We start from the raw sequence: 22,551 nt of genomic DNA on the forward strand, positions 1-22,551 counted from the left end.
CGGAACACCGCAAGGAGGCAGCCCATGTCACTCGTAGCAGCCCTCAACCGCTCGGCCACCGGATTCCGTGGTCTGCGGACCGGCGCGACGCAGGCCGAGACCGGGGTCGGCAAGCTGCGGGCGAGCGTGCAGCAGGCGGACCGGGCCGTCGGCCGGATCAAGGGTGGGCTCGACCGTACGGCGAGTTCCCTCCGCGGGGTCAAGACGCAGGCGGACGCCACCGCCCGCAGCGTCCGGCAGGCCGACCGGGCCATGGACGGAGCCGGGAAGTCGGCCACGCGCGGCGGCGGGCTCATGGGGCGGATGAAGTCGGGCCTCCAGGGGGTCACCACCGCGCAGCGCGGCCTGAACACCGCCATGAAGGCGAACGTCTTCGGCGCCATCATGGCGCTGCTGCTCCCGCTGATCACCAAGCTCATCGACATGGCGATGCAGTCCAAGACCGTGCAGCGGATCGTGCGGACGGCGTTCCGGATCATCGGGCAGGTGATCGGCACGACGATGCGGGCGGCACGGCAGGTCGTGCAGGCGACCTGGAACGCCATCAAGGTCGCCTTCCAGGTCGTCCTGAGGGTGATCTGGACCGTCCTGAAGACGTACTTCACGATCTACAAGACCATCATCACGACCGTGATCCGCGCGGTCCTCGCGGTGATCAGACCGGCGCTGAACTTCCTCCGTGAGCGCATCCCGGCCGCTTTCCGTGCCGTACGCGACGGTCTGCACCGGGCCTGGAACGGCCTGGCGAACTTCACCAAGGGCGTGTTCAACAGCGTGCTCGGCGCCGTGAAGGGGCCGATCAACGCGGTGATCGGCCTGGTCAACTCGGCGATCAAGGCGCTCAACAAGGTCAAGGTGTCCATCCCGGGCTGGGTGCCGGGCGTCGGTGGCAAGACCTTCGGCGTCAGTCTCCCGACGATCCCGGCCCTCGCTCAGGGCGGCATCGTGCTGCCGCGCGCCGGCGGCACGCTCGCCCTGCTCGGCGAGGCGGGGCAGTCCGAGGCCGTGCTGCCGCTGAACAGGCTGGAGGCACTGCTCGCGCGGGGCCCGCGGCCGGGTGTGGGGCAGGTCCGTGCGCTGGGGCCGCAGCAGCGCGGCGGCGGTGTGGTGATCGAGAACTACTACGAGGCGCGCGGCGGCAGTGCCCGGCAGACCGCCGAGGATCTGATGTTCCTGATGAAGGCCCGGGGCTGAAACCGTGCAGCAGACCAGGAGTGGCGTGGTGGTGAGCGGATGAACGCGCGGACGCGGACACGGTACGGATCCGGTGCGGCCGGTGCGGCAGAGGTTGCCGACGCCGGGCCCGGGGCGCTGATCGACAGGGACGGGCAGGTGCAGTGGGCGGGCCTCCTGATCGGTCCAGGCACCCCCTACTGGGTGGCGGCCGAGGGCCTCACCGGCTGGGAGGAACTGCCCGGCCTGGAGTCGTCCGACGCGAACCGTCCGGCCGGGCACGGCGGCTGGCCGGGCACCCAATGGGCCCAGCCCCGCACCGTCACCGCACAGCTGTGGCTCGCCCCGGACCCGGACGGCGGCCCCGAAGCGGCCCTGGACGCCCTGCGCGCGCTGCGCTCCGCCACCGGGGTACGGGACGAGGAGGAGTGGCTCGCGGTGCGGCTGTACGGCGAGACGCTGGCCGTGAAGGCGCGCGTCACCCAGCGCGTCGTGCCCACGGACCGGCAGTTCCTCGCCGGCCGCCTGGCCAAGGTGACGCTCCAGTGGAAGGCCATGGACCCACGGCGGTACGAGAGCGTCGCGCGCCGGGTCGAGATCGGTCTGCCGCGCCGGGAGCCGGGCCTGACCTGGCCGTTGGCGTGGCCCTTGGACTGGGGCACCCCGGGGTCCGTCGGCGGGGCGACGGTGGAGAACACGGGCAGCGCCCCCGCCCACCCGCTGATCACCTTCACCGGGCCGTGTGCCGGTCCGCGCCTGGCCAACCACGACAGCGGCACCTGGCTGGAGTACGACCTGCCCCTGCTGCTCGGCGACGTGCTGGAGGTCGACACCGCCGAAGGCTCCGTGCTGTTCAACGGGACGGCCTCGCGCCGCCACACCGCGGTCGTCGGCAGCGTCCCCGAGGAACTGTTCACCCTGGCCCCGGGCGCGTCCCGGCTGTCCTTCCGGGCCGAGTCCGGCGACGCGGAGCGGGCGTCGGCAACCGTCGCCTGGCGGTCGGCCGAGTGGTGAGGCCGCACCGCGGGGTCCGGCCCGTGTCCGAGCGCGCGACGGCGCCCACCCGCAACGACCGGCAATCCCGGCGACTTTGGAGAGTTCCATGACGACACGTTCCGCATGGCATCTGCCCACCGGCCAGACCCGGGAGGACACCCGGCTCGCCATGAGCCTCGGGATGGCGTCCTCAGGCCCGCTGACCGCCCGCGGCGGCTGTGCCGTGGGCGGACTCCAGCTGACCGGCAGCGCCGCCAGCAGCATGCAGGCCCGGCTCTCGCCCGGCCGGCTGTGGGTGCCCGGCGGCTCCGCTGCGGCCCAGGGCGGCTACCCGGTCACCGTGGACGCCGACACACAGCTCACCTTCGCCGACGGCCACGCCACACTGCCGCGCATCGACGCGCTCGTGGTGCGGGTGTACGACGCGGACTACGACGCCTCGGGGCGCTACGAGGCCGTTCTGGAGATCGTCCAGGGAACTCCGGCGAGCGCGCCGGTGCCGCCCGCGCTGCCGAAGAGCGCCGAGCTGTTGTACGAGGTGTCGGTCGCTGCGGGTGCCTCGGCCGCGCGGGGCATCACCTGGGCGACGGCGGTCGCCGACCGGCGCCGCTACACCGCGGCGCTCGGCGGCATCCTGCCCGCAGGCGGCGGACACGGCGCCCAGGGCGCGTACGCGGGGCAGTACCGGGACGCGGGCGGACGCCTGGAGCGCTGGGACGGCGGCCAGTGGCGGCAGTACATCCCCGACGCCATGCTCAAACGCAGCTCGGCCCTGGGGCACACCGCTTCCACCACGTACACCGAGGCCCTCACCGACGCGGGCCCGCTCACCGTCGAGTTCACCGCACCGCCGTCGACCTGGGTGCACATATCGGTCGGGGCGCGCATCGCGGGCGAGGGCGGAGGCGGCGGCTTCTTCTCGGTGAACGTCCGGCCGCTGGCGGGCGGCGCACTCCTCGTCACCGCCTCCGACGACGTGGCCGCGGTCTACACCGGGGCGGGCTCGGCCTCCGTGTTCACCAACTTCCCGCTGGGACGCCTCACTCCGGGCGTCAAGTACATCGCGACCGCCGCCCACAAGGCCGGGTCTCCCAAGACCTGGTACGACAGCCGCTTCATCCGCGTCGACCCGGTCGCCTGACCCGTGGACAGCCCCTACCTCGCGTACTTCACCGACCTGCGTACAGGCACCCCCATCGACGTCCTTCCCTTGCAGGGCCTGGAGTTCGACGACTACATCGGCAAGCCGGGATCGCTCAGCGCCACCCTGCCGGTGCCCAACCGGCGGATGGCGCGGCGGGTCAGGGAGATCCTGGAGGGCCGTACCGCCGTCTACCTCGAACGCGGCGACCAGGTGTGCTGGGGCGGCATCGTCTGGACGCTCACCCCGGCCATGGACGAGCAGGGCATGGTCACCGTCGCGCTCCAGGCCGCCACCTTCGACTCGTACGCGGCCCACCGCCACATCCGGCAGAACCTCACGTACACCAATACCGACGACCTCACCATCGTGCGCCGGCTGTGGGAGCACATCCAGAGCATGCCCGGCGGCGACATCGGCGTCGGCTTCGCGCCCGCGCCACCGGGCACGCCGCGCACGGTGACGTACCTCGACGGCGACGAGACGCCGGTGGAGGAGGCGATCTCCCAACTGGCCACCATGGAACCGGGTTTCGAGTACCTGGTGAGCGTGTACCGCGACCCGGCGACCGGTCAGCGCGCCAAGCGGCTGCTGTTCGGCGTCCCGCGCATCCACGTCGGCGAGGGCACCACGGTCCTCGACCTGCCGGGCGACATCCTCACGTACTCCTTCCCCCGCGACGCCACCCGCGGCGGCACCACCGCCCGCGCCCGCGGGGGCACCCCCGAGGGCGCGGACCGCCCCGTCATCTCGGACGAACACGTGGCGCACACGCTGATCGGCGCCGGGTTCCCGCGCCTGGACACCACGTCCGACCACAGCAACGTCACCAACAAGGCCGCACTCGACTCCCTGGCCCGCACCGCACTCGCGGCGCTCGGCGGCCCGGTCGTCATCCCCGCCGTCCGGGTCCGCCTCGACGGGGACACCACGCCCTCGCTCCTCGGGACGACCGTGCGGCTGCGCATTCACGACGTCTGGTTCAGCGAGGGCCTCGACGCGACGTACCGCGTCATCGGAGTCAAGGTCACCGCCCCCGAGCGGGGCCGCGCCGAAACGGCGGAACTCTACCTCGAAGGCGTCGAAGGCGTCGAAGGCATGGAGGGCTCCTGATGCCGAATCTTCCCGAGGACATCCTGGACCGCATCAAGAACCTGGAACGGCAGGTGCGGCAGCTGACCACATACGTCAACACGCGTGCGGCGGCGGCCCCCGCAAGGTCGGCGGGGGACACCGCCGACGAGGGGGCGGGCGAAGGCAAAGGCGAAGGCGCCGGTGAAGGCGAGGGTACCGGTGGGGACGGTCAGGCTCACTGAGCCGCGTCCTCGTCCGACACGCGGTCGACCGGGACCTCGCCCTTCTCCGCCGCCGGGACGCCGCGCAGCGCCAGGGCGGCGAGGATCGTGGCGCCGAGGAGGAGCGTCGCGCCGACACCGGCGGCGAGGGTGAAGCCGTTGGTGTAGGCCTCGCGTGCGGCACGTAGCAGGTCCTGGGACATCCGGCCTTCGAGCGTGGCGGCCACGTGGGCGGCGCCGGCCATGGTCTGCCCGGCGGCGTCGGCGGCCTCGGCCGGGATGCCGTCGGGCAGCTTGTCCCGCATGCCGTCCCGAAATACCGCGGTGCCGATGCTGCCCAGGACCGCCATGCCCAGCGCGCCGCCGAATTCGGTGGAGGTCTCGGAGAGCGCCGAGACCGCCCCGGCCTGGTGGCCGGGCGAGATGCCCAGTGCGATGTCGACGACCTGCGAGAGGACGCTGACGGCGCCGGCACCGAGGACGCCGGCGCCCGCGATCAGCATCCACAGGGAGTCGGTGCCGACCTGCGTCAGCACGGCGAACCCGCCGGTGGCGACGGTGAAGCCGGTGACGATGACGGGCCTGCGTCCGAAGGCCCGGGCCGCGGCGGCCGCGGCGGGAGCGCTGATCAGGACGGCGACCGAGGGCAGCAGGTTCCAGAGGGCGGCCTCCAGGGCGGTCTTGCCGAGTACCGACTGGAGGTACTGGGCGATGAAGTACGCCGAGCCCATCATGGCGAACATGATCAGCGTGTTGAGCATCATGACCGCGCTGAAGCCGGCGTTCCGGAACAGCGCGGGGTCGACCATCGGGCTGCGGTACGTGCGTTGGCGGTGGACGAAGAGGGCGGCGAAGCCGACGCCGACGACCATGCTCACCAGATAGGTGATCGCGAACCCCTCCGCGGCGAACTCCTTGAGGGCGTAGACGATTGGCAGTACGGCCGCCATCGACAGCGGAACGCTGACCAGGTCGAACTTGCCCGGGCTCGCCTGCCGGAACTCGGGCACAAGGAGTGGCATCGCCACCAGCAGCAGGACCATGGCAGGCAGGTTGGCCAGGAAGACCGAGCCCCACCAGAAGTGTTCGAGCAGCACGCCGCTGAGCACCGAGCCGAGCGCCACGCCGCCGGCCATCGCGCCGGACCAGATCGCGATCGCGGCCGACCGCTGCCTGTCGTCCCGGAAGATGCGCCGCACCAGGCTGAGCGTGGAGGGCATCAGCGTGGCGCCGCCGAGGCCGAGCAGGGCGCGGGCCGCGATCAGCATCTCGGGTTCACCGACGGACGTTAGAACCTGCCCGCGCCTGTCGGCCCTTTCCCCGGGGACGTCGCGCGGCACTCGCACCACAAAGGTTTCCGCACAGTTCATTCGGTGCGGGGCCGGTAACCTCCGCACCGCGTTCGCGCACCCCTTCGCCGGACAAAGTTGGCTCACTCGTCCCTGCCCCGGTCCGGTCACAGCCCCTACGGTCCCTGTGACCAGTCGGCGACGCCCGTCAACTCATCGTTCGTTTCCCGGTGTAGGAGTATCTGTGGACCGTCGCAACTTCCTGCGTGGTGCGGTGTTCGGCACCTCTGCCGCCGTCTTCGGAGGCACCCTCATGCACGGCGCCGCCTACGCGGCCCCGGCCCAGCCCGGCACCAGCCCCTACGGCGGGCTGCTGGCCGCCGACGCCAACGGCATCATGCTGCCGGCCGGCTTCACCAGCCGCGTCATAGCCCGCTCGGGCCGGACCGTCTCCGGCACCTCGTACACCTGGCACGGCGCCCCGGACGGCGGCGCCTGTTTCGCCGACGGCACGGGCTGGATATACGTCTCCAACTCCGAGCTCGCCACCGGCGGCGGGGCGAGCGCCGTCAAGTTCAGCTCGTCCGGTTCCGTCACGGGCGCCTACCGGGTCCTGTCCAACACCCGGAACAACTGCGCGGGCGGGGCCACCCCGTGGAACACCTGGCTGTCCTGCGAGGAGGTCAGCCGCGGCTACGTCTACGAGACCGACCCGTGGGGCGCGAAGGCCGCCGTCCGCCGCAGCGCGATGGGCCAGTTCAAGCACGAGGCTGCCGCCGCCGACCCGGTGCGCAAGGTGATCTACCTGACCGAGGACGAGTCGGACGGCTGCTTCTACCGGTTCACCCCGGCCACCTGGGGCGACCTCTCCTCCGGCACCCTCCAGGTACTGGTCGCGGGCTCCGGCACCTCGGGCTCCTTCACCTGGGCCAACGTGCCCGACCCGGACGGCTCGCCCACCTACACCCGCGACCAGGTCTCCGGGGCCAAGATCTTCAACGGCGGCGAGGGCTGCCACTACGCCGCCGACACCGTCTGGTTCACCACCAAGGGCGACAACCGCCTCTGGCGGCTCGACCTGCGCGCCAACACCTACGAACTCGCCTACGACGACAGCCTCGTCACCAGCGGCACCGCGCCCCTGACCGGCGTCGACAACGTCACCGGCAGCTCCTCGGGAGACCTGTTCGTCGCCGAGGACGGCGGCAACATGGAGATCTGCGTCATCACCCCCGCCGACGTCGTGGCCCCCTTCCTGCGCATCACGGGCCAGTCCGGCTCCGAGATCACCGGCCCGGCCTTCTCCCCCGACGGCAAGCGGCTGTACTTCTCCAGCCAGCGCGGTACGTCCGGCAGCTCCTCCGGCGGCATCACCTACGAGGTCGCAGGACCCTTCCGCACCACCGTCTGAGCACGCTCCGGCGTCGGACGCGGGTCAGCGGACGCGGCGGATCCGGATCGGGCCGCGCGCGTCCGCGGGCCGCACGGGGCGGCCCCCCTGGGTGATCTCCACCTCGCCGGCCGCGACCAGCCGGCGGGCGGCCCGGCGCGCCGGTTCCATGAGGGCGCGCCAGCCGTCGTCGTCCCCTTCGTACACCGCCCGTGCGGCGTCGGAGGGGCAGATCGTCGCGGACGGGCGGCGCCGCTCGAGGAGTTCGAGGATGGCCCGCTCCAGGCGCCGGTCCGTCCGCCGTTCGCTGTCCGTCACATCCGCCAGTGTCGCACCGCGGGTCAGATGACGCCCTGGGCGGACATCGCGTCCGCCACCCGCTCGAAGCCGGCGATGTTCGCGCCCGTCACGTAGTCGCCGGGGGCGCCGTAGCGCTCGGCGGTCTCGTGGCACGTGCTGTGGATGTCGTTCATGATGCGCGCCAGCTCCTCCTCGACGCGCTCCGCCGGCCACGACGTACGGGCGTGGTTCTGGGCCATCTCCAGCGCGCTGACCGCGACGCCCCCGGCGTTGGCCGCCTTGCCGGGACCGAAGGAGACACCCTCCTGCCGGAACAGGCGGACGGCCTCGGGGGTCGTCGGCATGTTGGCGCCCTCCGAGACCGCCTTCACACCGCCTCGGATCAGAGCGGTGGCGTCGTCGGCGTCCAGCTCGTTCTGCGTGGCGGACGGCAGTGCGATGTCGGCAGGCACCTCCCAGACCCGCCGGCCCGGCACGAACCGGGCCGAGGCGCCGCGGCGTTGGGCGTAGGTGTCCACCCGGGCGCGTTCGACCTCCTTCACCTGCTTGAGCAGGTCGAGGTCGATGCCCTTCTCGTCGACCACGTAGCCGGAGGAGTCCGAACACGTCACGGCGTTGGCGCCCAGGGCCGCCAGCTTCTCAATGGTGTAGATGGCGACGTTCCCGGAGCCCGACACGACCGCCGTCCGGCCTTCCAGGGTCTCGCCGCGCTCACGCAGCATCGCCGCCGTGAAGAGGACGTTGCCGTATCCGGTCGCCTCCGGACGGATCAGGGAACCGCCCCAGTTCCGGCCCTTGCCGGTGAGGACGCCGCCCTCCCAGCGGTTGGTGATGCGCCGGTACTGACCGAACAGGTAGCCGATCTCCCGGCCGCCGACGCCGATGTCACCCGCGGGGACGTCCGTGTGCTCGCCGATGTGCCGGTACAGCTCCGTCATGAACGACTGGCAGAAACGCATGACTTCCGCGTCGCTGCGGCCGCGCGGGTCGAAGTCGCTGCCGCCCTTGCCGCCGCCGATGCCGAGGCCCGTCAGCGCGTTCTTGAAGATCTGCTCGAAGCCCAGGAACTTGATGACGCCGAGGTTCACCGAGGGGTGGAAGCGCAGGCCGCCCTTGTACGGGCCGAGTGCGCTGTTGAACTCCACCCGGAAGCCGCGGTTGACCCGCACGCGACCGCGGTCGTCCTGCCACGGCACCCGGAAGACGATCTGCCGCTCCGGCTCGCACAGGCGCTCGATCAGGCCGGCTTCGGCGTACTCGGGGCGAGCCGCGATGACCGGTGCCAGGGTCTCGAGGACCTCGCGGGCGGCCTGGTGGAACTCCGGCTGCGCCGGGTTGCGGTGTTCGATCTCCGTGAGCAGCTGCGAGAGCACCGGCTGCGCTGTCTTCGTATCGGGTCGCGTGGTCAAAGGGGCCCTTTCAGTGCGCGAGGACGTTCAAGCCGCAAGTGTTACGCGCATGGAAACACGGCGACCGGGCGTCGGGTCCAGAGAGTGACCACTATGCGAGACCCGGCCGTGCCAGGGGCGCCGCCCGGCGGACCGAATCGGCGGAGGCGGCCAGCAGCGGCATGCGGACGGCCGGGCTGGGAATGCGGTTTTGGGCGTGCAGCACTCCCTTGACCACCGTGGGGTTCGGTTCGGTGAAGAGGGCGGCGGACAGCCGGGCCAGTTCGGCTCCGAGGCTGCGGGCGGGTGCGGCGGAGCCTCTTCGCCACAGCGCGATCATCTCGGCGAAGTCGGCTGTCCGCAGATTGGCGGACGCGACGATTCCGCCGTGGGCGCCCGCCGCGACGAGCGGCGAGAGGACGATGTCGTCACCGCCGAGCACCGCGAAACCGGGCAAGGGCGAGTCGAGCAACTCCATGGTCGTCGCGTCGATCGCGCCGGTCGCGTGCTTGATGCCGACGACCTCCGGCAGGCGGCCGAGCGCGGCGATCGTGCCGGCGCCGAGCGTCTGGCCGGTGCGATACGGGATGTCGTACACGATCAACGGCAGGCCGCCGTGCTCGGACAGCTCGGTGAAGTGCGCCAGGGTCCCCGCCTCCCCGGGGCGGATGTAGGGCGGCGCGGGGACCAGCGCCGCGGCGACGTCGCCCTTGGCCGCCAGCTCCCGCAGGGACGTGATGGCGGCGGCCGTGTCGTTGGTGCCGACCCCGACGATGAGCGGTGCGCCGTGTGCCCGGCAGGCGGCCGAGCAGATACGGACCACCGTTTCTCTCTCCTCGGCGGTCAACGTGGCGGTCTCGGCGGTCGTCCCGAGGGCGACAAGACCGGAGGCACCGGCCGACAGCGCCTCGTCGGCGAGTCGGGCCAGCGCGTCGGGGGCCAGGCGCAGATCGGCGGTGAACGGAGTGATCAGGGGAACGTACAGGCCGGTGAAGAGCGGTTCGCGGTTCATGGCTCCCACCCTGGCCCACACCACTCGGTAGATCCATTTCAGATTTCCGCCCTCACACCTAAGCTGAACTTATGCTCGATGTCCGTCGCCTCCATCTGCTCCGCGAACTGGACCGGCGGGGCACCATCGCCGCCGTGGCCGAAGCGCTGACCTTCACCGCGTCCGCCGTCTCCCAGCAGCTCGGGGTGCTGGAGAGGGAAGCGGGCGTGCCGCTGCTGGAACGCAGCGGCAGACGCGTGGTCCTCACGCCCGCCGGCCGCTCCCTGGTCGCCCACGCCGACGCGGTGCTGAACCGCCTCGAACAGGCGGTGGCCGAGCTGGCGGGCGCGCGGGAGGGCATCGGCGGACCGCTGCGCATCGGGACGTTCCCTTCCGGCGGCCACACCATCGTTCCCGGCGCGCTGGCCGAACTGGCGGAGCGGCACCCCGCGTTGGAACCGATGGTGCGGGAGATCGACTCCGCGCGCGTCTCCGACGGTCTGCGCGCCGGCGAGCTGGACGTGGCTCTCGTCCATGACTACGACTTCGTCCCCGCGACCCCCGACACGACCGTGGACGAGGTGCCGCTGCTCGAAGAGCCGATGTACCTCGTCACCCATGCCGGGAGCGGGTCCGCGGGCCCGGACGCGACTGTGGACTCCGGCTCCGGCTCCGGAAGCACGCTGGCAGCGCTGCTCGGGCCCTGCGCCGAGATGCCGTGGATCACCGCGCGGGACGGCACCACCGGCCACGCGATGGCCGTACGCGCCTGCCAGGCCGCCGGGTTCCAGCCCAGGATCCGCCACCAGGTCAACGACTTCCGTACCGTGCTGGCCCTGGTCGCCGCCGGTCAGGGCGCCGGGTTCGTGCCGGAGATGGCCGCGGTGCCGAGCCCCGTGCGCGTGGTGCTCACGGAGCTGCCGTTGTTCCGCCGCTCGAAGGTCGCGTTCCGGGCGGGCGGCGGCGCCCATCCGGCGATCGCCGCCTTCGTGGCCGCGGCGACGGTGGCGGTCGAGCGCATGACGCACCCACAAGGCCGGGGCGGAGGCTGAGTGAACCGGCCGACTGCGGGCACGTGTGGTGTCTGGACCCTGCGATCCGGGGTCGGCCGGACGCCTGACGTCCCGCTGTCCCGCTGTCCTGCTGTTCGAATGAGAAGGCGATGATCCGCGATGGCCGATGACGCGTACCTGTTCCTCCTCCCTGACCGACACCCCCGACTGGGAGCGGCCCTCGCTGCCGTCGGCGCCCTGGAATGCACGGAAACCCCCGCGGTGAACGCCTGGTTGCAGGCCCACGAGGTCTCCGTCTCCTCGGAACAGGTCAGGATCCTGCCCGCCGAGGCCGAGACGCTCATCCCGAAGGACACCGAGCGGCTGCCGGTGCCGTTGGGCGAGGAGGAGGCGCTGAGGGTCCAGCAGAAGTGCGCGCCTCAGTCCGTCACGGAGATCGGCCGCCCAGTGCCGACACCAGGATCGCGACCGTGACGGTGTTGAAGACGAAGGCGATGACCGTGTTCGCCGCCACGGTCCTCCGCATGTCCCGTGAGGTCACGACGACGTCGGTGGTGCCGAACGTCGTCATCGCGGCCAAGGCGAAATAGACGTGGTCGGACCAGGCCGGGGCCTGCTCGCCGGGGAAGTCCAGTGCCCGCTCGTTCTCCACGAGGTTGTCCGCCTGGAAGGTGACGGCGAAGGCCACGACCACGCAGATCCAGGCGACGACGACCAGGGCGAGAGCCACCAGCGTGCGGGGGAGGGCGGCGAACGCCGTGCTGAGGTGGCCGGGCAGCCACAGCACCGCCACCACCAGCGCGGCAGCCGCGATGAAGAGCGACCCCCCGGGGCCGGGCGCGGTCCCGAGGACGTAGCGCTGCAGGAAGGTGCCGCGAGCTTCGCGATGAGCCCAGGAGCGGACGTGCTCCGGACCTGCGCTCAAGAAGGCGGTCAAGGTGAGGGCAAGGTACGGGAGCAGATAGGCGAAGCAGACGAATACGCCGACGTCCGCCGCCGAAATGCGCGCCACGCCGTCGATGGAGAGGATCACCTCCGCGCATCCCGCGAGAGCCAGGCTCACCGCCGACCGGCGTCGTTCGGAAAGCCACCGATGCACGGGACGAACCTCTCTGACCGACCGCACCGGTCATCGCCGGACCTGCGTCAGGGCGGGCGGCGTCAGGTGGCGCGCCGGTCGCCCTTGTTGTCGCACGGCAGGTCGGCGGCCTTGTGGTGGGTGAGGAAGTCGCGGGTCGCCTGCCGTTCCACCTCCGTGATCGCGGTGGATTCGACGTTGATGATTCCGCCGAAGGGCCGGTCGACGTCGCGGATGATGCACAGCGTCGCCGTCAGGAGCGCGGTGATCACGGTGAGTACGATGACCTGGCCGCGCTTGTTCCTGCGGGGCAGACAGATGGCGAGCGCCACGACCGTGATGGTGAGGGTGGCGAGCAGGAACCAGAAGATGGCGCTGGGAATGCTGGCGGTGGCCTGTGTGAGGCGTTCCTCGCGTTCGTCGGACCGCTTGTTGTCGGCGGCGATCAGCATGCCGAACACGGGCTTGCCCTCCAGGCCGCGGAAGGAGCGGCGGACGTCCGTCGACCACACGCTGGGTGCCGCCGACCCCTTTCCGTCGGCCATGGCGGGCCACTCCTGGCTGCGTACGGCACGTGCGTAGCAGACGGTGTCCGCCTGGACCCGCTCCCGCTCGGCCGGGGGCGCGTATTCGGCGACCTCGGTGAGCTGGTCGAGCGCGCGGGCCTCGCCGCGCGAGGCGATCTCCGCCTTGCTGTAGGAGCCGGAGGCGGTGACAAGCACGAAGGCCAGCAGGAGGACGGTCAGTGTCAGCAACGGGCCGACGAGGTCCTTGACGGCCATACCGGCGTCGTCGTCGCTCATGAGCCGCGGCCGCAGGAACCGGTTCGCGGCCAGCCCCGCGCACAGAGCCACTACGGCGACGACGATGACGAGGATCACGGCAATCCCTCCTGAACAGGCGAAAGGCCCGCCACCGCGGGCCTTTCGTGATCATGGCCCGCTCCGCACCGCCCGAAAGCGCGGCACGGTCTCCTGCCCTCGAACGAGCGAAGCGCTTGCGCCGGAAAGATGCGGATCCCCGGCTGTGCCCTGAACCTGGATGAGGGGAGACACGCAGAGAGGCAGGTGCGCCCATGACCGTCATGGACAAGCTCAAGCAGATGCTCAAGGGGCACGAGAACAAGGCCGGCCAGGGAATCGACAAGGCGGGCGACTTCGTCGACGACAGGACGCAGAGCAAGTACAGCAGTCAGGTCGATACGGCCCAGGACAAGCTCAGGGGGCAGCTCGGCTCGGACCGGCAGGATCCTCCGCAGAGTTAGGACGGAAGCCGTCCGGCCGACCGCCGGCTCGGCTGCGGCGTCTGTGCCGTGAGGCCGCGTCGCGGCTTGGCTCCGCATTGGTGCCACGCGTGTGCCGGAGTGGAGTGTCGGCCTGGATATAGACGTTCATCCCCATTTGAGGCGCGGCTTCACGGCTGCGCCTCTCTGCTGTGTCTGCCCTGATGGCCACGCGAGTGGAGAAAATGGCATCGCGTGGTGCCATATGTGTGCCATGATGGCGTCATAGGGAGCGCGTCGCCTCGTCCCACGGGGCACGAGACGCGCGATTCGGGGAGTCGGCGTCGGAGGGGTCACGTCATGGGGACAGCACAGAGCCAGGAGCAGGCCGCCGTACCCGGCGCCTGTGCCGCCTTCGCCCGCTTCGTGCTCTGCGGTGGCGGGGTGGGCCTCGCCTCCAGCTTCGCCGTGGTGGCCCTCGCCTCCTGGCTGCCCTGGGCGGCGGCCAACGCCCTGGTCACCGTGGTCTCCACGCTCCTCGCCACCGAGCTCCACGCCCGCTTCACCTTCGGCGCGGGCGGGCGCGCGACCGGGCGGCAGCACGCGCAGTCGGCCGGGTCCGCGGCGGCCGCGTACGCGGTGACCTGTGTGGCGATGCTCGTCCTGCAGCAGCTGGTGGTGGCACCCGGCGCGGTGCTCGAGCAGGTCGTGTACCTGTCGGCCTCCGCACTCGCCGGTGTCGCGCGGTTCGCGGTACTGCGCCTCGTCGTCTTCGCGCGGAACCGTTCGCAGGCCGCGGCCACCGTACGTACCGCCCGTCCCGTGCGCGCGACCGTGGCCCGCGCCGCCTCGGCCCCGGCCGGCCCCGCGGCGCTTTGCCCCGCGGCCTGACCGCGGCCTTCGTTTTTGTGCCCCCGGGCTGTGCGTCCGGGGGCGGGGTTGGGCGTCATGCCCGGGTGGTCCAGGGGTTACGCGGTGGTGTGTGCCAGCTCCTGGCTGAGGTGGTGGGCGAGCTGGGCGGGTGTGGGGTTCTCGACGATGGCGACCATGGCGATCTCCATGCCGGTCAGCGTCATCAGCGTCTTGGTGAGTTCGAGAGCGGTGAGGGAGTTGAGACCGTTCTCGAGGAAGTTGCTGTCGTCGGCGAGGGTCGTGTTCAGGAGGGTGCCGGCCTGCGTGCGGATGGTGTCGGTGAGGAGCTTCTCGCGCTCCTCGGGGGTGGCCGCGGCGAGCTGCTTCTCCAGCTCGGTGGCGTCCTGGCCGGGGGTGTTGTCGGTGCTGGTCATGAATGCTCCTGTGTGGGTGGGATGTTGGTGCGTGGTGTTGGCGGGTCACACCGTGGCGTGCGTGGTGTGGTCGTGCAGCCAGTAGCGCTTGGCCTGGAAGGGGTACGTCGGCAGGTCGACGGTCCGGGGGTGCGGCGTGCGCCGGACGAGCGGGGTCCAGTCGACGGTGCCGCCCGTGGTGTGCAGCCGCGCGAGGGCGGTCAGCAGGGCGCGTACGGCGGGTGTGCCGGGGGAGAACGTGCCCAGGTGGAGAGGCGTGTGGGTGTCGGGGGCGGGGGGTGCGGCGGCGGGCGAGGTGAGGTGGTGGTGCCAGTACTCGGGGGAGGCGATGGGGGTGTCGGCCGGAGCGGTGCTGGTGAGCCCGAGCGTGGGGCGCTGGAACGTCAGCTGCTTCAGCACGGGCTCGTAGGCGTCCGGTGGGGGCGGTTGCGCACCCTCGGCGGTGGCCGCGGCGTGGGCGGCGGCCAGTCGGCACGCGTCGTCGAGGGTGAGGATCCCGGCGGCGTGCGCGGCGGCGATGTGGCCGACGCCGTGTCCGGTGAGGGTGTGCGGGCGGACCCCGGATTCGAGGAGCAGGCGCGCGAGCGCGGTCTGCACCGCGAAGCGCAGGGAAGTCGCGAGGTGGAGGTCGAGGCGTGCGCGCGCTTCGTCGAAGGCGGTCGCGAAGAGCGGGAAGGCCGCGCGGAAGTCGGCACCCGCGAGGCTCAGGGGAGTGGTGTCACCGGCGTCGGCGGAGTGGGGGTCGGCGGCCTCGGCGTCGAAGTGCCACGCGATCTTCTTGGGAGTGTCCCCGGGGACGCTCCGGACGAGGTCCGGGTGGTCCTCCCCGGCGGCCAGGGCGCGGGCGGCGGTGAGCAGTTCGGTGTGGTCCGTGCCGGTGAGGACGGCACGGTGTTCCAGGGGGCTGCGGGTGGCGGCGAGTGAGTAGGCGACCTCGGCGGGGGAGGGCGCGGGGTCGGCGGCCGCCAAGTGTGCGACCAGGGCCTTCGCCTGCGCTTGCAGGGCTTCGGGAGTACGGGCCGACAGGGCCCAGGCCACCGGGAGTTCGGGTGACGCGGCGACGGCCGTCGCCCCGTCAGCGGCGGCATGCGGCGCCGGAGCCTCTTCGAGGATGAGGTGGGCGTTGGTGCCGGACGTGGCGAACGCGGAGATGCCGACACGGCGGGGCTCTTCGCGGCGCGGCCAGTCGACCGCCTCGGTGAGCAGCCGTACCGCGCCCTTCTTCCAGGCGGCGAGCGGAGTCGGGCGGTCGACGTGGAGGGTCGGCGGCAGGGTGCCGTGGCGGAGGGCCTGGACCATCTTGATGAGCGCCGCGGTACCGGCGGCCCCCTGCGTGTGCCCCGTGTTGGACTTGACGGAGCCGAGCCACAGGGGGCGGTCGGGGGAGCGGTCGGCGCCGTACGTGGCGAGGAGGGCCTGGACCTCGATGGCGTCGCCGATGGGGGTGCCCGTCCCGTGTGCCTCGACGGCGTCGATCCGGTCCGGGGTGAGCCGCGCGTCGGCGAGGGCGGCGCGGATCACGTGCTGCTGGGAGGGGCCGTTGGGGGCGGCCAGGCCGTAGCCTGCACCGTCCTGGTTCACCGCGGAGCCGCGGATGACGGCGAGCACCGGATGGCCGTTCTTCCTCGCGTCGCTGAGCCGCTCCAGCAGGACCAGGCCGACGCCCTCGCCAAGGCCCATGCCGTCGGCCGCGGCGGCGAACGGCTTGCAACGGCCGTCCTGCGCAAGGGACTTCTGGTGGGCGAAGGCGTGGAAGGTGTGCGGCGTCGACATGACGGTGCCGCCGCCGGCGAGGGCGAGCCCGCACTCCCCGCGGCGCAGCGCCTGGCAGGCCAGGTGGAGGGCGACCAGGGAGGACGAGCAGGCCGTGTCCACGCTGATGGCGGGGCCTTCGAGACCGAGGGCGTAGGCGATGCGGCCGGAGACGAGGCTGCCGGAGGTGCCGCCGCCCAGGTAGGGCAGGAGCTCGTCGGGTGCGGTCTCCAGGCGCGTCGCGTAGTCGTGCCCGGTGGCGCCGACGTACACGCCGGTCAGTGTGGAGCGCAGGGTGTGCGGGGCGATGTGGCCGCGTTCGACGGTCTCCCACGCGAGGTGGAGCATGAGGCGCTGGAGGGGTTCGGTGGCCACGGCCTCGGTGGCGCTGATGTCGAAGAAGTCCGCGTCGAAGCCGGCCGCGTCGTCCAGGAAGCCGCCGAGCTCCGCGTACGGGCGTTCCTCGGGGAGTTCCCAGGCGCGGTCGTCGGGGAAACCGGTGACGGCGTCGCGCCCCTCGGACACCAGATCCCACAGGTCGTCCGGGGTGCGGGTCTTGCCGGGCAGCCGGCAGGCCATGGAGACGACGGCGATCGGCTCGTGCTGTGCGGCCTTCAGTTCGCGCAGCTGCTGCTGGGCCTGGTGGAGCTCGGCGGTCGTCCACTTGAGGTATTCGACGAGCTTCTCTTCGTTCGCCACGGGAATGGTCAGCCTTCCTGTTCTCGCGCGTGAAGCCTCAGGTGGGACGAGGTCGGGCAAGGTGGGCAGGCGGGAGCCGCATGCTGTCGTCGCCACGGCTGCCAGGGTTGCCGCGGCTGCTTAAGCGGGCCTAACCCCCGCCTTGCCGCTGGAACTCGCGCCGCACGAGCGGGCGAGGAGAAGAAGGTCGGCGGCGATCTCGTCGGGTGCGCCGGCGTGCAGATCGTGGTCGGAGCCCGGATACCAGCGAACGCTCACCTGCTCCAGTGCCGCCTCGGCGGCGGCCACCCACGCCCGTACCTGGTCCGACAGCTGGGGAATGGCCGGGATGAGGGCCAGCAGCCGGACCGGCACGGTGATCTTGGGGTACCAGTCGGCGGGCGCCTCCCGCTGCAGACTGGCGACGATCGACATGACCTGTTCCGAGGTCAGGCGGGGGATGAGCAGGCCGTCCGGTCCGACGCGGTAGTCCGCCAGGCGTGCCTCGATGGAGGTGGGCGACCAGTCGGGGTGGGTGGCCCGCAGGTAGGCGCGCATGTCGGCGGCGCTTGTGGTGCCCTGCTGCGCGCGCCGGACCACGTCGGCGGTGCGCTCCCAGAAGGCCCGCATCACCGGCCCGTCGAACTCGTACCAGCCGCCGTCGATCAGTGCCAGACCTGCCACCAGGTCGGGGCGTTCGGCCGCCAGGCGCAGGGCGAGGTGCGCGCCCCAGGAGTGCCCGGCGACCAGCGCGCCGGACAGGCCGAGGGCGGTGACGGCCGCCACCAGGTCCGTGACGACCGCCGCGTTCTCGTACCCGTCGGGCGGCGCGTCCGACTCGCCGTGGCCGCGGTGGTCGACGGCGTAGACCGGGTGCCCGGCGGCGGCGAGGCGTCCGGCGACCTCGTCCCACATCCGGGCGTTGGAGAGCATGCCGTGCAGCAGCAGGAACGGGCGGCGCGTGGCTCCCGGTCCGCCTGCGGGCCGGTGCCGGACGTTGAGGGAGACGGTCTGCGACACGGGGACGCGGAGGTTCTTCACAGGCGGACCCTTGGGATGGGGAGCGAGGGGCGGCAGGGGGCGCGGGGTCAGGGGCGCTGCGCGGTCGCGAAGATGTACCCGAGTTCGGGCATCTTGCCGAGGGCCGCCTGGTTGTGCAGGAACAGCTCGTATCCCTCTACGCCGATGATGTCGACGTACTCGTCCCGGTGGGCGCGGATCCACTCGACGTAGCCGTCGTAGGTCTTGGCGGTCTCGCGGGTGATGTCGGTCAGTTCGAGGACCGTCCAACCGGCGGCGCGGAAGATGTCGGGGTAGTCCCCGATGTCGGTGAGCGCGGCGTAGATCGTGGTGTCGCTGACGGTGGCGGTCCTGGGCCGGCTGGGGTCGGGGTTGAGGTACACCATGTCGGCGATCGGCATCCGCGCGCCGGGCTTCACGACCCGGTGGGCCTCGGTGAGGACCTGCTGCTTGTCCGGCATGTGGAGCATGGACTCCAGGGCCCAGCAGTGGTCGAAGGAGCCGTCGTCGAACGGCAGGTTCATGGCGTCGACCTGCTCGAAGCGGACGCGGTCGGCGAGGCCGGCCTCGCGCGCCCGGCGGTTGCCGCGCTCGACCTGGCGGGCGCTGACGGAGATGCCGACCACCTCGACGTCGCGGGCGCGGGCCAGCTGCATGGCCGGGGTGCCGTTGCCGCAGCCGATGTCGAGGACGCGGTCGCCGGGCGCCGGGTCGAGGCGGCGGATCATCTCGTCGGTCATCTGGACCATGGCCTCGTCGAAGGTGGCCTGCTGCTCGCCGCCGTCGAACCAGTAGCCGTAGTGCAGGTTGCCGTCTCCGAGCTGAGTCATCAGGTCGAAGACCTTGTGGTCGTAGTAGTGGCCGATGTCGCTGGGCTCGGGGGCGACGGTCTTGTTCACCGTCGGGGGCTTCTTGGTCGTCGCGTTCTTCGTCACGGCTTCAGCGTCACCGCGCGGCTGGGGGCGTCACAACCCCACCCCCGCCCCTCAACAGCCCCTAAGGGCACGCCCCGAGCACCCCTAGTGAGGTCCCGCCCCCGCCTCTCTTGACGCGTTCTATACGGAACGGGTGGTACCCCTCCCGAAAAAACGAGAGTACGCTCTCACTAGATATTGAGCTCTCTTTAGGAGGTCGACTCCCATGTCTGCTGATCAGGGTGCGAGGCGGTGGTGGGCCGTCGGGGCTCTCGTACTCGCCTCGATGGTCGTGGGCTTCGATGTGACGATCCTGAGCCTGGCGCTGCCGGCCATGGCCGACGACCTGGGCGCGAACAACGTCGAGCTGCAGTGGTTCGTGACCTCGTACACGCTCGTGTTCGCGGCCGGAATGATCCCCGCCGGCATGCTCGGTGACCGGTTCGGACGCAAGAAGGTGCTGCTCACCGCTCTGGTGATCTTCGGCATCGCCTCGCTGGCCTGTGCCTACGCCACCGACTCCGGTACCTTCATCGGCGCGCGTGCGGTGCTCGGCCTCGGCGCCGCGCTGATCATGCCGACGACGCTGTCACTGCTGCCGGTCATGTTCTCCGACGAGGAACGCCCCAAGGCCATCGGAGCGGTGGCCGGTGCCGCGATGCTCGCCTATCCGCTCGGCCCGATCCTCGGCGGCTACCTGCTCAACCACTTCTGGTGGGGCTCCGTCTTCCTCATCAACGTGCCGGTGGTGATCCTCGCCTTCATGGCGGTGTCCGCCTGGCTGCCCGAGTCCAAGGCCAAGGAGGCCAAGCCGTTCGACATCGGCGGCCTGGTGTTCTCCAGCGTGGGTCTCGCCGCCATGACGTACGGCGTGATCCAGGGCGGCGAGAAGGGCTGGACGGACGTCACCACGCTGGTGCCGACCATCGGCGGTCTGCTCGCCATCGTGGTCTTCGTGCTCTGGGAGAAGAGGGTGGCCGACCCGCTGGTCGACCTCTCGCTGTTCCGCTCGGCCCGGTTCACCTCCGGCACCATGCTCGGCACCGTCATCAACTTCACGATGTTCGGCGTGCTGTTCACGATGCCGCAGTACTACCAGGCGGTCCTCGGCACCGACGCGATGGGCAGCGGCTTCCGGCTGCTGCCGATGGTCGGCGGTCTGCTCGTGGGTGTGACCGTCGCCAACAAGGTCGCCAAGGCCCTCGGCCCGAAGACCGCGGTCGGCATCGGCTTCGCCCTCCTCGCCGCCGCCCTGTTCTACGGCGCCACCACGGACGTCAGCAGCGGCACCGGCCTGGCCGCCGCCTGGACCGCGGCCTACGGACTCGGCCTCGGCATCGCCCTGCCCACGGCCATGGACGCGGCCCTCGGCGCGCTCTCCGAGGACTCCGCCGGCGTCGGATCCGGCGTCAACCAGTCCATCCGTACCCTCGGCGGCAGCTTCGGCGCGGCCATCCTCGGCTCCATCCTCAACTCCGGCTACCGCGGAAAGCTCGACCTCGACGGCGTGCCCGAGCAGGCACAGGGCGCGGTCAAGGACTCCGTCTTCGGCGGCCTCGCGGTGGCCAGGGCGATCAAGTCCAACGGACTGGCCGACTCGGTGCGTTCCGCGTACGTCCACGCCCTGGACGTGGTGCTCATCGTCTCCGGTGGTCTGGGACTGCTCGGTGTGCTGCTCGCGGTGGTGTGGCTGCCACGCCATGTTGGTCAGAGCACCGCCAAGACCGCAGAATCTGAGCATGAAGCCGCAGACGCAGTCTGACCAGGGCGGAACAGTGCCTGGACTGAGAGAACGCAAGAAGGCCCGGACGAAGGCCGCGATTCAGCGGGAGGCGGTGCGCTTGTTCAGGGAACAGGGCTACACCGCCACGACCATCGAGCAGATCGCCGAAGCTGCCGAGGTCGCCCCCAGCACCGTCTTCCGCTACTTCGCCACCAAGCAGGACCTGGTCTTCTCGCACGACTACGATCTGCCCTTCGCGATGATGGTCCAGGCCCAGTCGCCCGACCTGACGCCGATCCAGGCCGAACGGCAGGCCATCCGCTCGATGCTGAAGGACATCAGCGAGCAGGAACTGGCCCTCCAGCGCGAACGGTTCGTACTCATCCTCTCCGAGCCGGAGCTCTGGGGCGCAAGCCTGGGCAACATCGGGCAGACCATGCAGGTCATGAGCGAACAGGTGGCCAAACGGGCCGGGCGCGACCCGCGGGACCCCGCGGTGCGCGCCTACACCGGAGCCGTGTTCGGAGTGATGCTCCAGGTCTCGATGGACTGGGCGAACGATCCGGACATGGACTTCGCGACCACGCTCGACGAGGCGCTGCACTACCTGGAAGACCTGCGGCCCTGACCGGAGGGGCGGGCACCCGGAACCACGTCGCCCGCCCCGGCCAGACGTCGTACGCGGCCCCGTCGCGTACGACCCCCGCGCCCCGGATTCCCCCGCGGGGCGCGGGGTCAACGGAAAAGAGACGACCGCACGCGGCCACTGTTCCCCCGGCTGCCGCGTCCGGTCCAACCTGGCGTGCTCCGGCTTCCCTCGACGGAGCACGCCAGGGGTCTGTCCGCCCCCGCTTCCGCCGGACGTACGCCGCGGCTTCCGTCAGACGCCCGGCCCCGCCGTGAGTGCCTCGGTCACGACGGCCGCCACCCACTCCTGACAGTCGTCGAGGTAGAAGTGCCCGCCCGGCAGCACCCGCAGATCGAACGCCGCGCCGGTCCGCTCCCGCCACGTGGCGGCCTGCTCCGGCGACGTCCGCTCGTCGGAGTCCCCGATCAGCGCCGTGATCGGACAGTCCAGACGGCCGGGCCCCGGCGCCTCGTAGGAGGCCACGGCCCGGTAGTCGGCCCGCAGCGCCGGCAGGATGAGCTCCTGAAGCTCCGGACTGCGGAAGAACCGCTCGTCGGTGCCGCCCATCGCCCGCAGATGAGCCAGGATGTCGGCGTCCTCCAGCACCGCCGACCGCCCCGCCGGACGGTAGGGCCGCGCGAGCCCTCCGGAAGCGAACAGGTGCACCGGAAGGCCGGGACCGGTGGTGGCCGCTCCCCGCAGTCGCCGCGCCACCTCGAACGCCACGATCGCGCCCAGACTGTGCCCGAACAACGCGAACGGCTTCCCGTCGGCCGGTAGCCGGGCCACGACCCCGTCGGCCAGCTCGGCCACCGACTCCAGACACGCCTCCGCATGCCGGTCCTGCCGGCCCGGATACTGCACGGCCAGCACCTCGATGCCGGGCGCGAGCAGCCCGGAGAGCCCGAAGTAGTAGCTGGCCGAACCGCCCGCGAACGGGAAGCAGATCAGTCTCACCGGTGCGCCGGAGGAGTCGTGGTACCGCCGCAACCATAGCCCCGGCCCGGTTCCGGTTCCCGCTTCGATGCCGGTTCCGGTTGCCGCTTCGGTTCCGGACCCGGGTTTCGGTGGTGCCTGCGCCCTGCCCCTGTTCATCGCTCTCCCTCTCCTCGCGTCGCTCCGCGGGCGCGGACGTGTCCTTCGCCCCGGGGCCCCGATGCTGGCCGCAGGCCATAGCGCTCGTCTAAAGCGGTGGACAGCTAGTCGGGGTTTGGTTCGCCTTTAGACAGCCCGCTCACGATGAGCCCGGTACTCGTAGCGATCTCCGATTTCGG

General features: G+C 71.4%; 23 protein-coding genes. 12 read left to right on the forward strand and 11 right to left on the reverse strand.

The features are described 5' to 3' along the window. Positions 1-24: 24 nt before the first annotated feature. From ACI2L3_RS31480 to ACI2L3_RS31500, 5 genes are all read left to right on the forward strand, one after another. Entirely contained in the window at positions 25-1,194 is a 1,170-nt protein-coding gene (locus tag ACI2L3_RS31480; protein WP_404755798.1) for a hypothetical protein, read from the forward strand. A gap of 39 nt (positions 1,195-1,233) precedes the next feature. Further along, positions 1,234-2,187, forward strand: coding sequence for a phage distal tail protein (locus tag ACI2L3_RS31485; RefSeq protein ID WP_404755799.1), 954 nt, complete (start codon positions 1,234-1,236; stop codon positions 2,185-2,187). Positions 2,188-2,275: 88 nt separating this feature from the next. Then, the gene (locus ACI2L3_RS31490; RefSeq protein WP_404755800.1) at positions 2,276-3,310 is read left to right on the forward strand and encodes a hypothetical protein; all 1,035 of its coding nucleotides are present in this window, start codon (positions 2,276-2,278) and stop codon (positions 3,308-3,310) included. Positions 3,311-3,313: 3 nt separating this feature from the next. Beyond that, positions 3,314-4,423 carry a hypothetical protein gene (locus ACI2L3_RS31495; RefSeq protein WP_404755801.1) on the forward strand — a complete coding sequence of 370 codons (1,110 nt, stop codon included), beginning with the start codon at positions 3,314-3,316 and terminating at the stop codon, positions 4,421-4,423. Further along, positions 4,423-4,626, forward strand: coding sequence for a hypothetical protein (locus ACI2L3_RS31500; RefSeq protein ID WP_404755802.1), 204 nt, complete (start codon positions 4,423-4,425; stop codon positions 4,624-4,626). The genes ACI2L3_RS31495 and ACI2L3_RS31500 overlap by 1 nt, the downstream gene beginning before the upstream one ends. On the opposite strand, the gene ACI2L3_RS31505 is transcribed toward ACI2L3_RS31500, so the two are convergent. Beyond that, positions 4,620-5,873 carry an MFS transporter gene (locus ACI2L3_RS31505; RefSeq protein WP_404755803.1) on the reverse strand — a complete coding sequence of 418 codons (1,254 nt, stop codon included), beginning with the start codon at positions 5,871-5,873 and terminating at the stop codon, positions 4,620-4,622. The two genes, ACI2L3_RS31500 and ACI2L3_RS31505, sit on opposite strands and share 7 nt — an antisense overlap. Positions 5,874-6,138: 265 nt before the next feature. Here ACI2L3_RS31505 and ACI2L3_RS31510 point away from each other — a divergent pair, with 265 nt between their 5' ends. Further along, positions 6,139-7,305 carry an alkaline phosphatase PhoX gene (locus ACI2L3_RS31510; protein WP_404755804.1) on the forward strand — a complete coding sequence of 389 codons (1,167 nt, stop codon included), beginning with the start codon at positions 6,139-6,141 and terminating at the stop codon, positions 7,303-7,305. 24 nt (positions 7,306-7,329) lie between these two features. Here the strand turns inward: ACI2L3_RS31510 and ACI2L3_RS31515 are convergent, their stop codons facing one another. The 3 genes from ACI2L3_RS31515 to ACI2L3_RS31525 all read right to left on the reverse strand — a co-directional run bounded on the left by ACI2L3_RS31515 (position 7,330) and on the right by ACI2L3_RS31525 (position 9,984). Next, a complete protein-coding gene (locus tag ACI2L3_RS31515) occupies positions 7,330-7,602 on the reverse strand; it encodes a DUF3253 domain-containing protein (protein ID WP_404755805.1) in 273 nt (90 codons plus the stop codon). A 23-nt stretch (positions 7,603-7,625) separates the two neighbouring features. Then, positions 7,626-8,993 carry an NADP-specific glutamate dehydrogenase gene (gene gdhA, locus ACI2L3_RS31520; protein ID WP_404755806.1) on the reverse strand — a complete coding sequence of 456 codons (1,368 nt, stop codon included), beginning with the start codon at positions 8,991-8,993 and terminating at the stop codon, positions 7,626-7,628. 91 nt (positions 8,994-9,084) lie between these two features. Continuing rightward, positions 9,085-9,984: a dihydrodipicolinate synthase family protein gene (locus ACI2L3_RS31525; RefSeq protein WP_404755807.1), complete on the reverse strand. Its 900-nt coding sequence runs from the start codon at positions 9,982-9,984 to the stop codon at positions 9,085-9,087. Between the two features lie 71 nt (positions 9,985-10,055). On the opposite strand from ACI2L3_RS31525, the gene ACI2L3_RS31530 reads away from it, so the two are divergent. Beyond that, the gene (locus tag ACI2L3_RS31530) at positions 10,056-11,015 is read left to right on the forward strand and encodes a LysR family transcriptional regulator (RefSeq protein ID WP_404755808.1); all 960 of its coding nucleotides are present in this window, start codon (positions 10,056-10,058) and stop codon (positions 11,013-11,015) included. A 120-nt stretch (positions 11,016-11,135) separates the two neighbouring features. Further along, positions 11,136-11,450 carry a DUF6003 family protein gene (locus tag ACI2L3_RS31535; RefSeq protein WP_404755809.1) on the forward strand — a complete coding sequence of 105 codons (315 nt, stop codon included), beginning with the start codon at positions 11,136-11,138 and terminating at the stop codon, positions 11,448-11,450. On the opposite strand, the gene ACI2L3_RS31540 is transcribed toward ACI2L3_RS31535, so the two are convergent. Together ACI2L3_RS31540 and ACI2L3_RS31545 are read right to left on the reverse strand one after the other, a co-directional pair. Then, positions 11,404-12,039, reverse strand: coding sequence for a DUF1345 domain-containing protein (locus ACI2L3_RS31540; RefSeq protein WP_404755810.1), 636 nt, complete (start codon positions 12,037-12,039; stop codon positions 11,404-11,406). The two genes, ACI2L3_RS31535 and ACI2L3_RS31540, sit on opposite strands and share 47 nt — an antisense overlap. Positions 12,040-12,137: 98 nt before the next feature. Continuing rightward, complete coding sequence (locus ACI2L3_RS31545) at positions 12,138-12,935, reverse strand: hypothetical protein (RefSeq protein ID WP_404755811.1); 798 nt, start codon at positions 12,933-12,935, stop codon at positions 12,138-12,140. A gap of 194 nt (positions 12,936-13,129) precedes the next feature. On the opposite strand from ACI2L3_RS31545, the gene ACI2L3_RS31550 reads away from it, so the two are divergent. Both ACI2L3_RS31550 and ACI2L3_RS31555 read left to right on the forward strand, forming a co-directional pair. Beyond that, positions 13,130-13,318: an antitoxin gene (locus ACI2L3_RS31550; protein WP_404755812.1), complete on the forward strand. Its 189-nt coding sequence runs from the start codon at positions 13,130-13,132 to the stop codon at positions 13,316-13,318. A 318-nt stretch (positions 13,319-13,636) separates the two neighbouring features. Next, on the forward strand, positions 13,637-14,167 hold the full coding sequence (locus ACI2L3_RS31555; RefSeq protein ID WP_404755813.1) for a hypothetical protein: 531 nt from the start codon (positions 13,637-13,639) through the stop codon (positions 14,165-14,167). 77 nt (positions 14,168-14,244) lie between these two features. Here the strand turns inward: ACI2L3_RS31555 and ACI2L3_RS31560 are convergent, their stop codons facing one another. The 4 genes from ACI2L3_RS31560 to ACI2L3_RS31575 all read right to left on the reverse strand — a co-directional run bounded on the left by ACI2L3_RS31560 (position 14,245) and on the right by ACI2L3_RS31575 (position 18,947). After that, positions 14,245-14,562, reverse strand: coding sequence for an acyl carrier protein (locus ACI2L3_RS31560; RefSeq protein WP_404755814.1), 318 nt, complete (start codon positions 14,560-14,562; stop codon positions 14,245-14,247). A 45-nt stretch (positions 14,563-14,607) separates the two neighbouring features. Further along, entirely contained in the window at positions 14,608-17,013 is a 2,406-nt protein-coding gene (locus ACI2L3_RS31565) for a type I polyketide synthase (protein ID WP_404755815.1), read from the reverse strand. A gap of 120 nt (positions 17,014-17,133) precedes the next feature. Further along, a complete protein-coding gene (locus ACI2L3_RS31570) occupies positions 17,134-18,033 on the reverse strand; it encodes an alpha/beta fold hydrolase (protein WP_404755816.1) in 900 nt (299 codons plus the stop codon). Positions 18,034-18,080: 47 nt separating this feature from the next. Next, the gene (locus ACI2L3_RS31575) at positions 18,081-18,947 is read right to left on the reverse strand and encodes an SAM-dependent methyltransferase (RefSeq protein ID WP_398299100.1); all 867 of its coding nucleotides are present in this window, start codon (positions 18,945-18,947) and stop codon (positions 18,081-18,083) included. A gap of 205 nt (positions 18,948-19,152) precedes the next feature. On the opposite strand from ACI2L3_RS31575, the gene ACI2L3_RS31580 reads away from it, so the two are divergent. After that, the gene (locus tag ACI2L3_RS31580) at positions 19,153-20,688 is read left to right on the forward strand and encodes a DHA2 family efflux MFS transporter permease subunit (protein ID WP_404755817.1); all 1,536 of its coding nucleotides are present in this window, start codon (positions 19,153-19,155) and stop codon (positions 20,686-20,688) included. A 13-nt stretch (positions 20,689-20,701) separates the two neighbouring features. Beyond that, positions 20,702-21,277, forward strand: coding sequence for a TetR family transcriptional regulator (locus ACI2L3_RS31585; protein WP_404755818.1), 576 nt, complete (start codon positions 20,702-20,704; stop codon positions 21,275-21,277). A 252-nt stretch (positions 21,278-21,529) separates the two neighbouring features. On the opposite strand, the gene ACI2L3_RS31590 is transcribed toward ACI2L3_RS31585, so the two are convergent. Next, positions 21,530-22,234: a thioesterase II family protein gene (locus ACI2L3_RS31590; RefSeq protein WP_404755819.1), complete on the reverse strand. Its 705-nt coding sequence runs from the start codon at positions 22,232-22,234 to the stop codon at positions 21,530-21,532. Between the last annotated feature and the right edge of the window lie 317 nt (positions 22,235-22,551).

Source organism: Streptomyces sp. NPDC029674, from assembly GCF_044903205.1.
Taxonomy (GTDB): domain Bacteria; phylum Actinomycetota; class Actinomycetes; order Streptomycetales; family Streptomycetaceae; genus Streptomyces.

Coding starts and splice junctions, on each gene's coding strand:
- ACI2L3_RS31480 (WP_404755798.1), top strand. CDS start 25: ATGTCACTCGTAGCAGCCCTCAACCGCTCGGCCACCGGATTCCGTGGT.
- ACI2L3_RS31485 (WP_404755799.1), top strand. CDS start 1,234: ATGAACGCGCGGACGCGGACACGGTACGGATCCGGTGCGGCCGGTGCG.
- ACI2L3_RS31490 (WP_404755800.1), top strand. CDS start 2,276: ATGACGACACGTTCCGCATGGCATCTGCCCACCGGCCAGACCCGGGAG.
- ACI2L3_RS31500 (WP_404755802.1), top strand. CDS start 4,423: ATGCCGAATCTTCCCGAGGACATCCTGGACCGCATCAAGAACCTGGAA.
- ACI2L3_RS31505 (WP_404755803.1), bottom strand. CDS start 5,873: ATGCTGATCGCGGCCCGCGCCCTGCTCGGCCTCGGCGGCGCCACGCTG.
- ACI2L3_RS31525 (WP_404755807.1), bottom strand. CDS start 9,984: ATGAACCGCGAACCGCTCTTCACCGGCCTGTACGTTCCCCTGATCACT.
- ACI2L3_RS31530 (WP_404755808.1), top strand. CDS start 10,056: ATGCTCGATGTCCGTCGCCTCCATCTGCTCCGCGAACTGGACCGGCGG.
- ACI2L3_RS31535 (WP_404755809.1), top strand. CDS start 11,136: ATGGCCGATGACGCGTACCTGTTCCTCCTCCCTGACCGACACCCCCGA.
- ACI2L3_RS31550 (WP_404755812.1), top strand. CDS start 13,130: ATGACCGTCATGGACAAGCTCAAGCAGATGCTCAAGGGGCACGAGAAC.
- ACI2L3_RS31555 (WP_404755813.1), top strand. CDS start 13,637: ATGGGGACAGCACAGAGCCAGGAGCAGGCCGCCGTACCCGGCGCCTGT.
- ACI2L3_RS31560 (WP_404755814.1), bottom strand. CDS start 14,562: ATGACCAGCACCGACAACACCCCCGGCCAGGACGCCACCGAGCTGGAG.
- ACI2L3_RS31580 (WP_404755817.1), top strand. CDS start 19,153: ATGTCTGCTGATCAGGGTGCGAGGCGGTGGTGGGCCGTCGGGGCTCTC.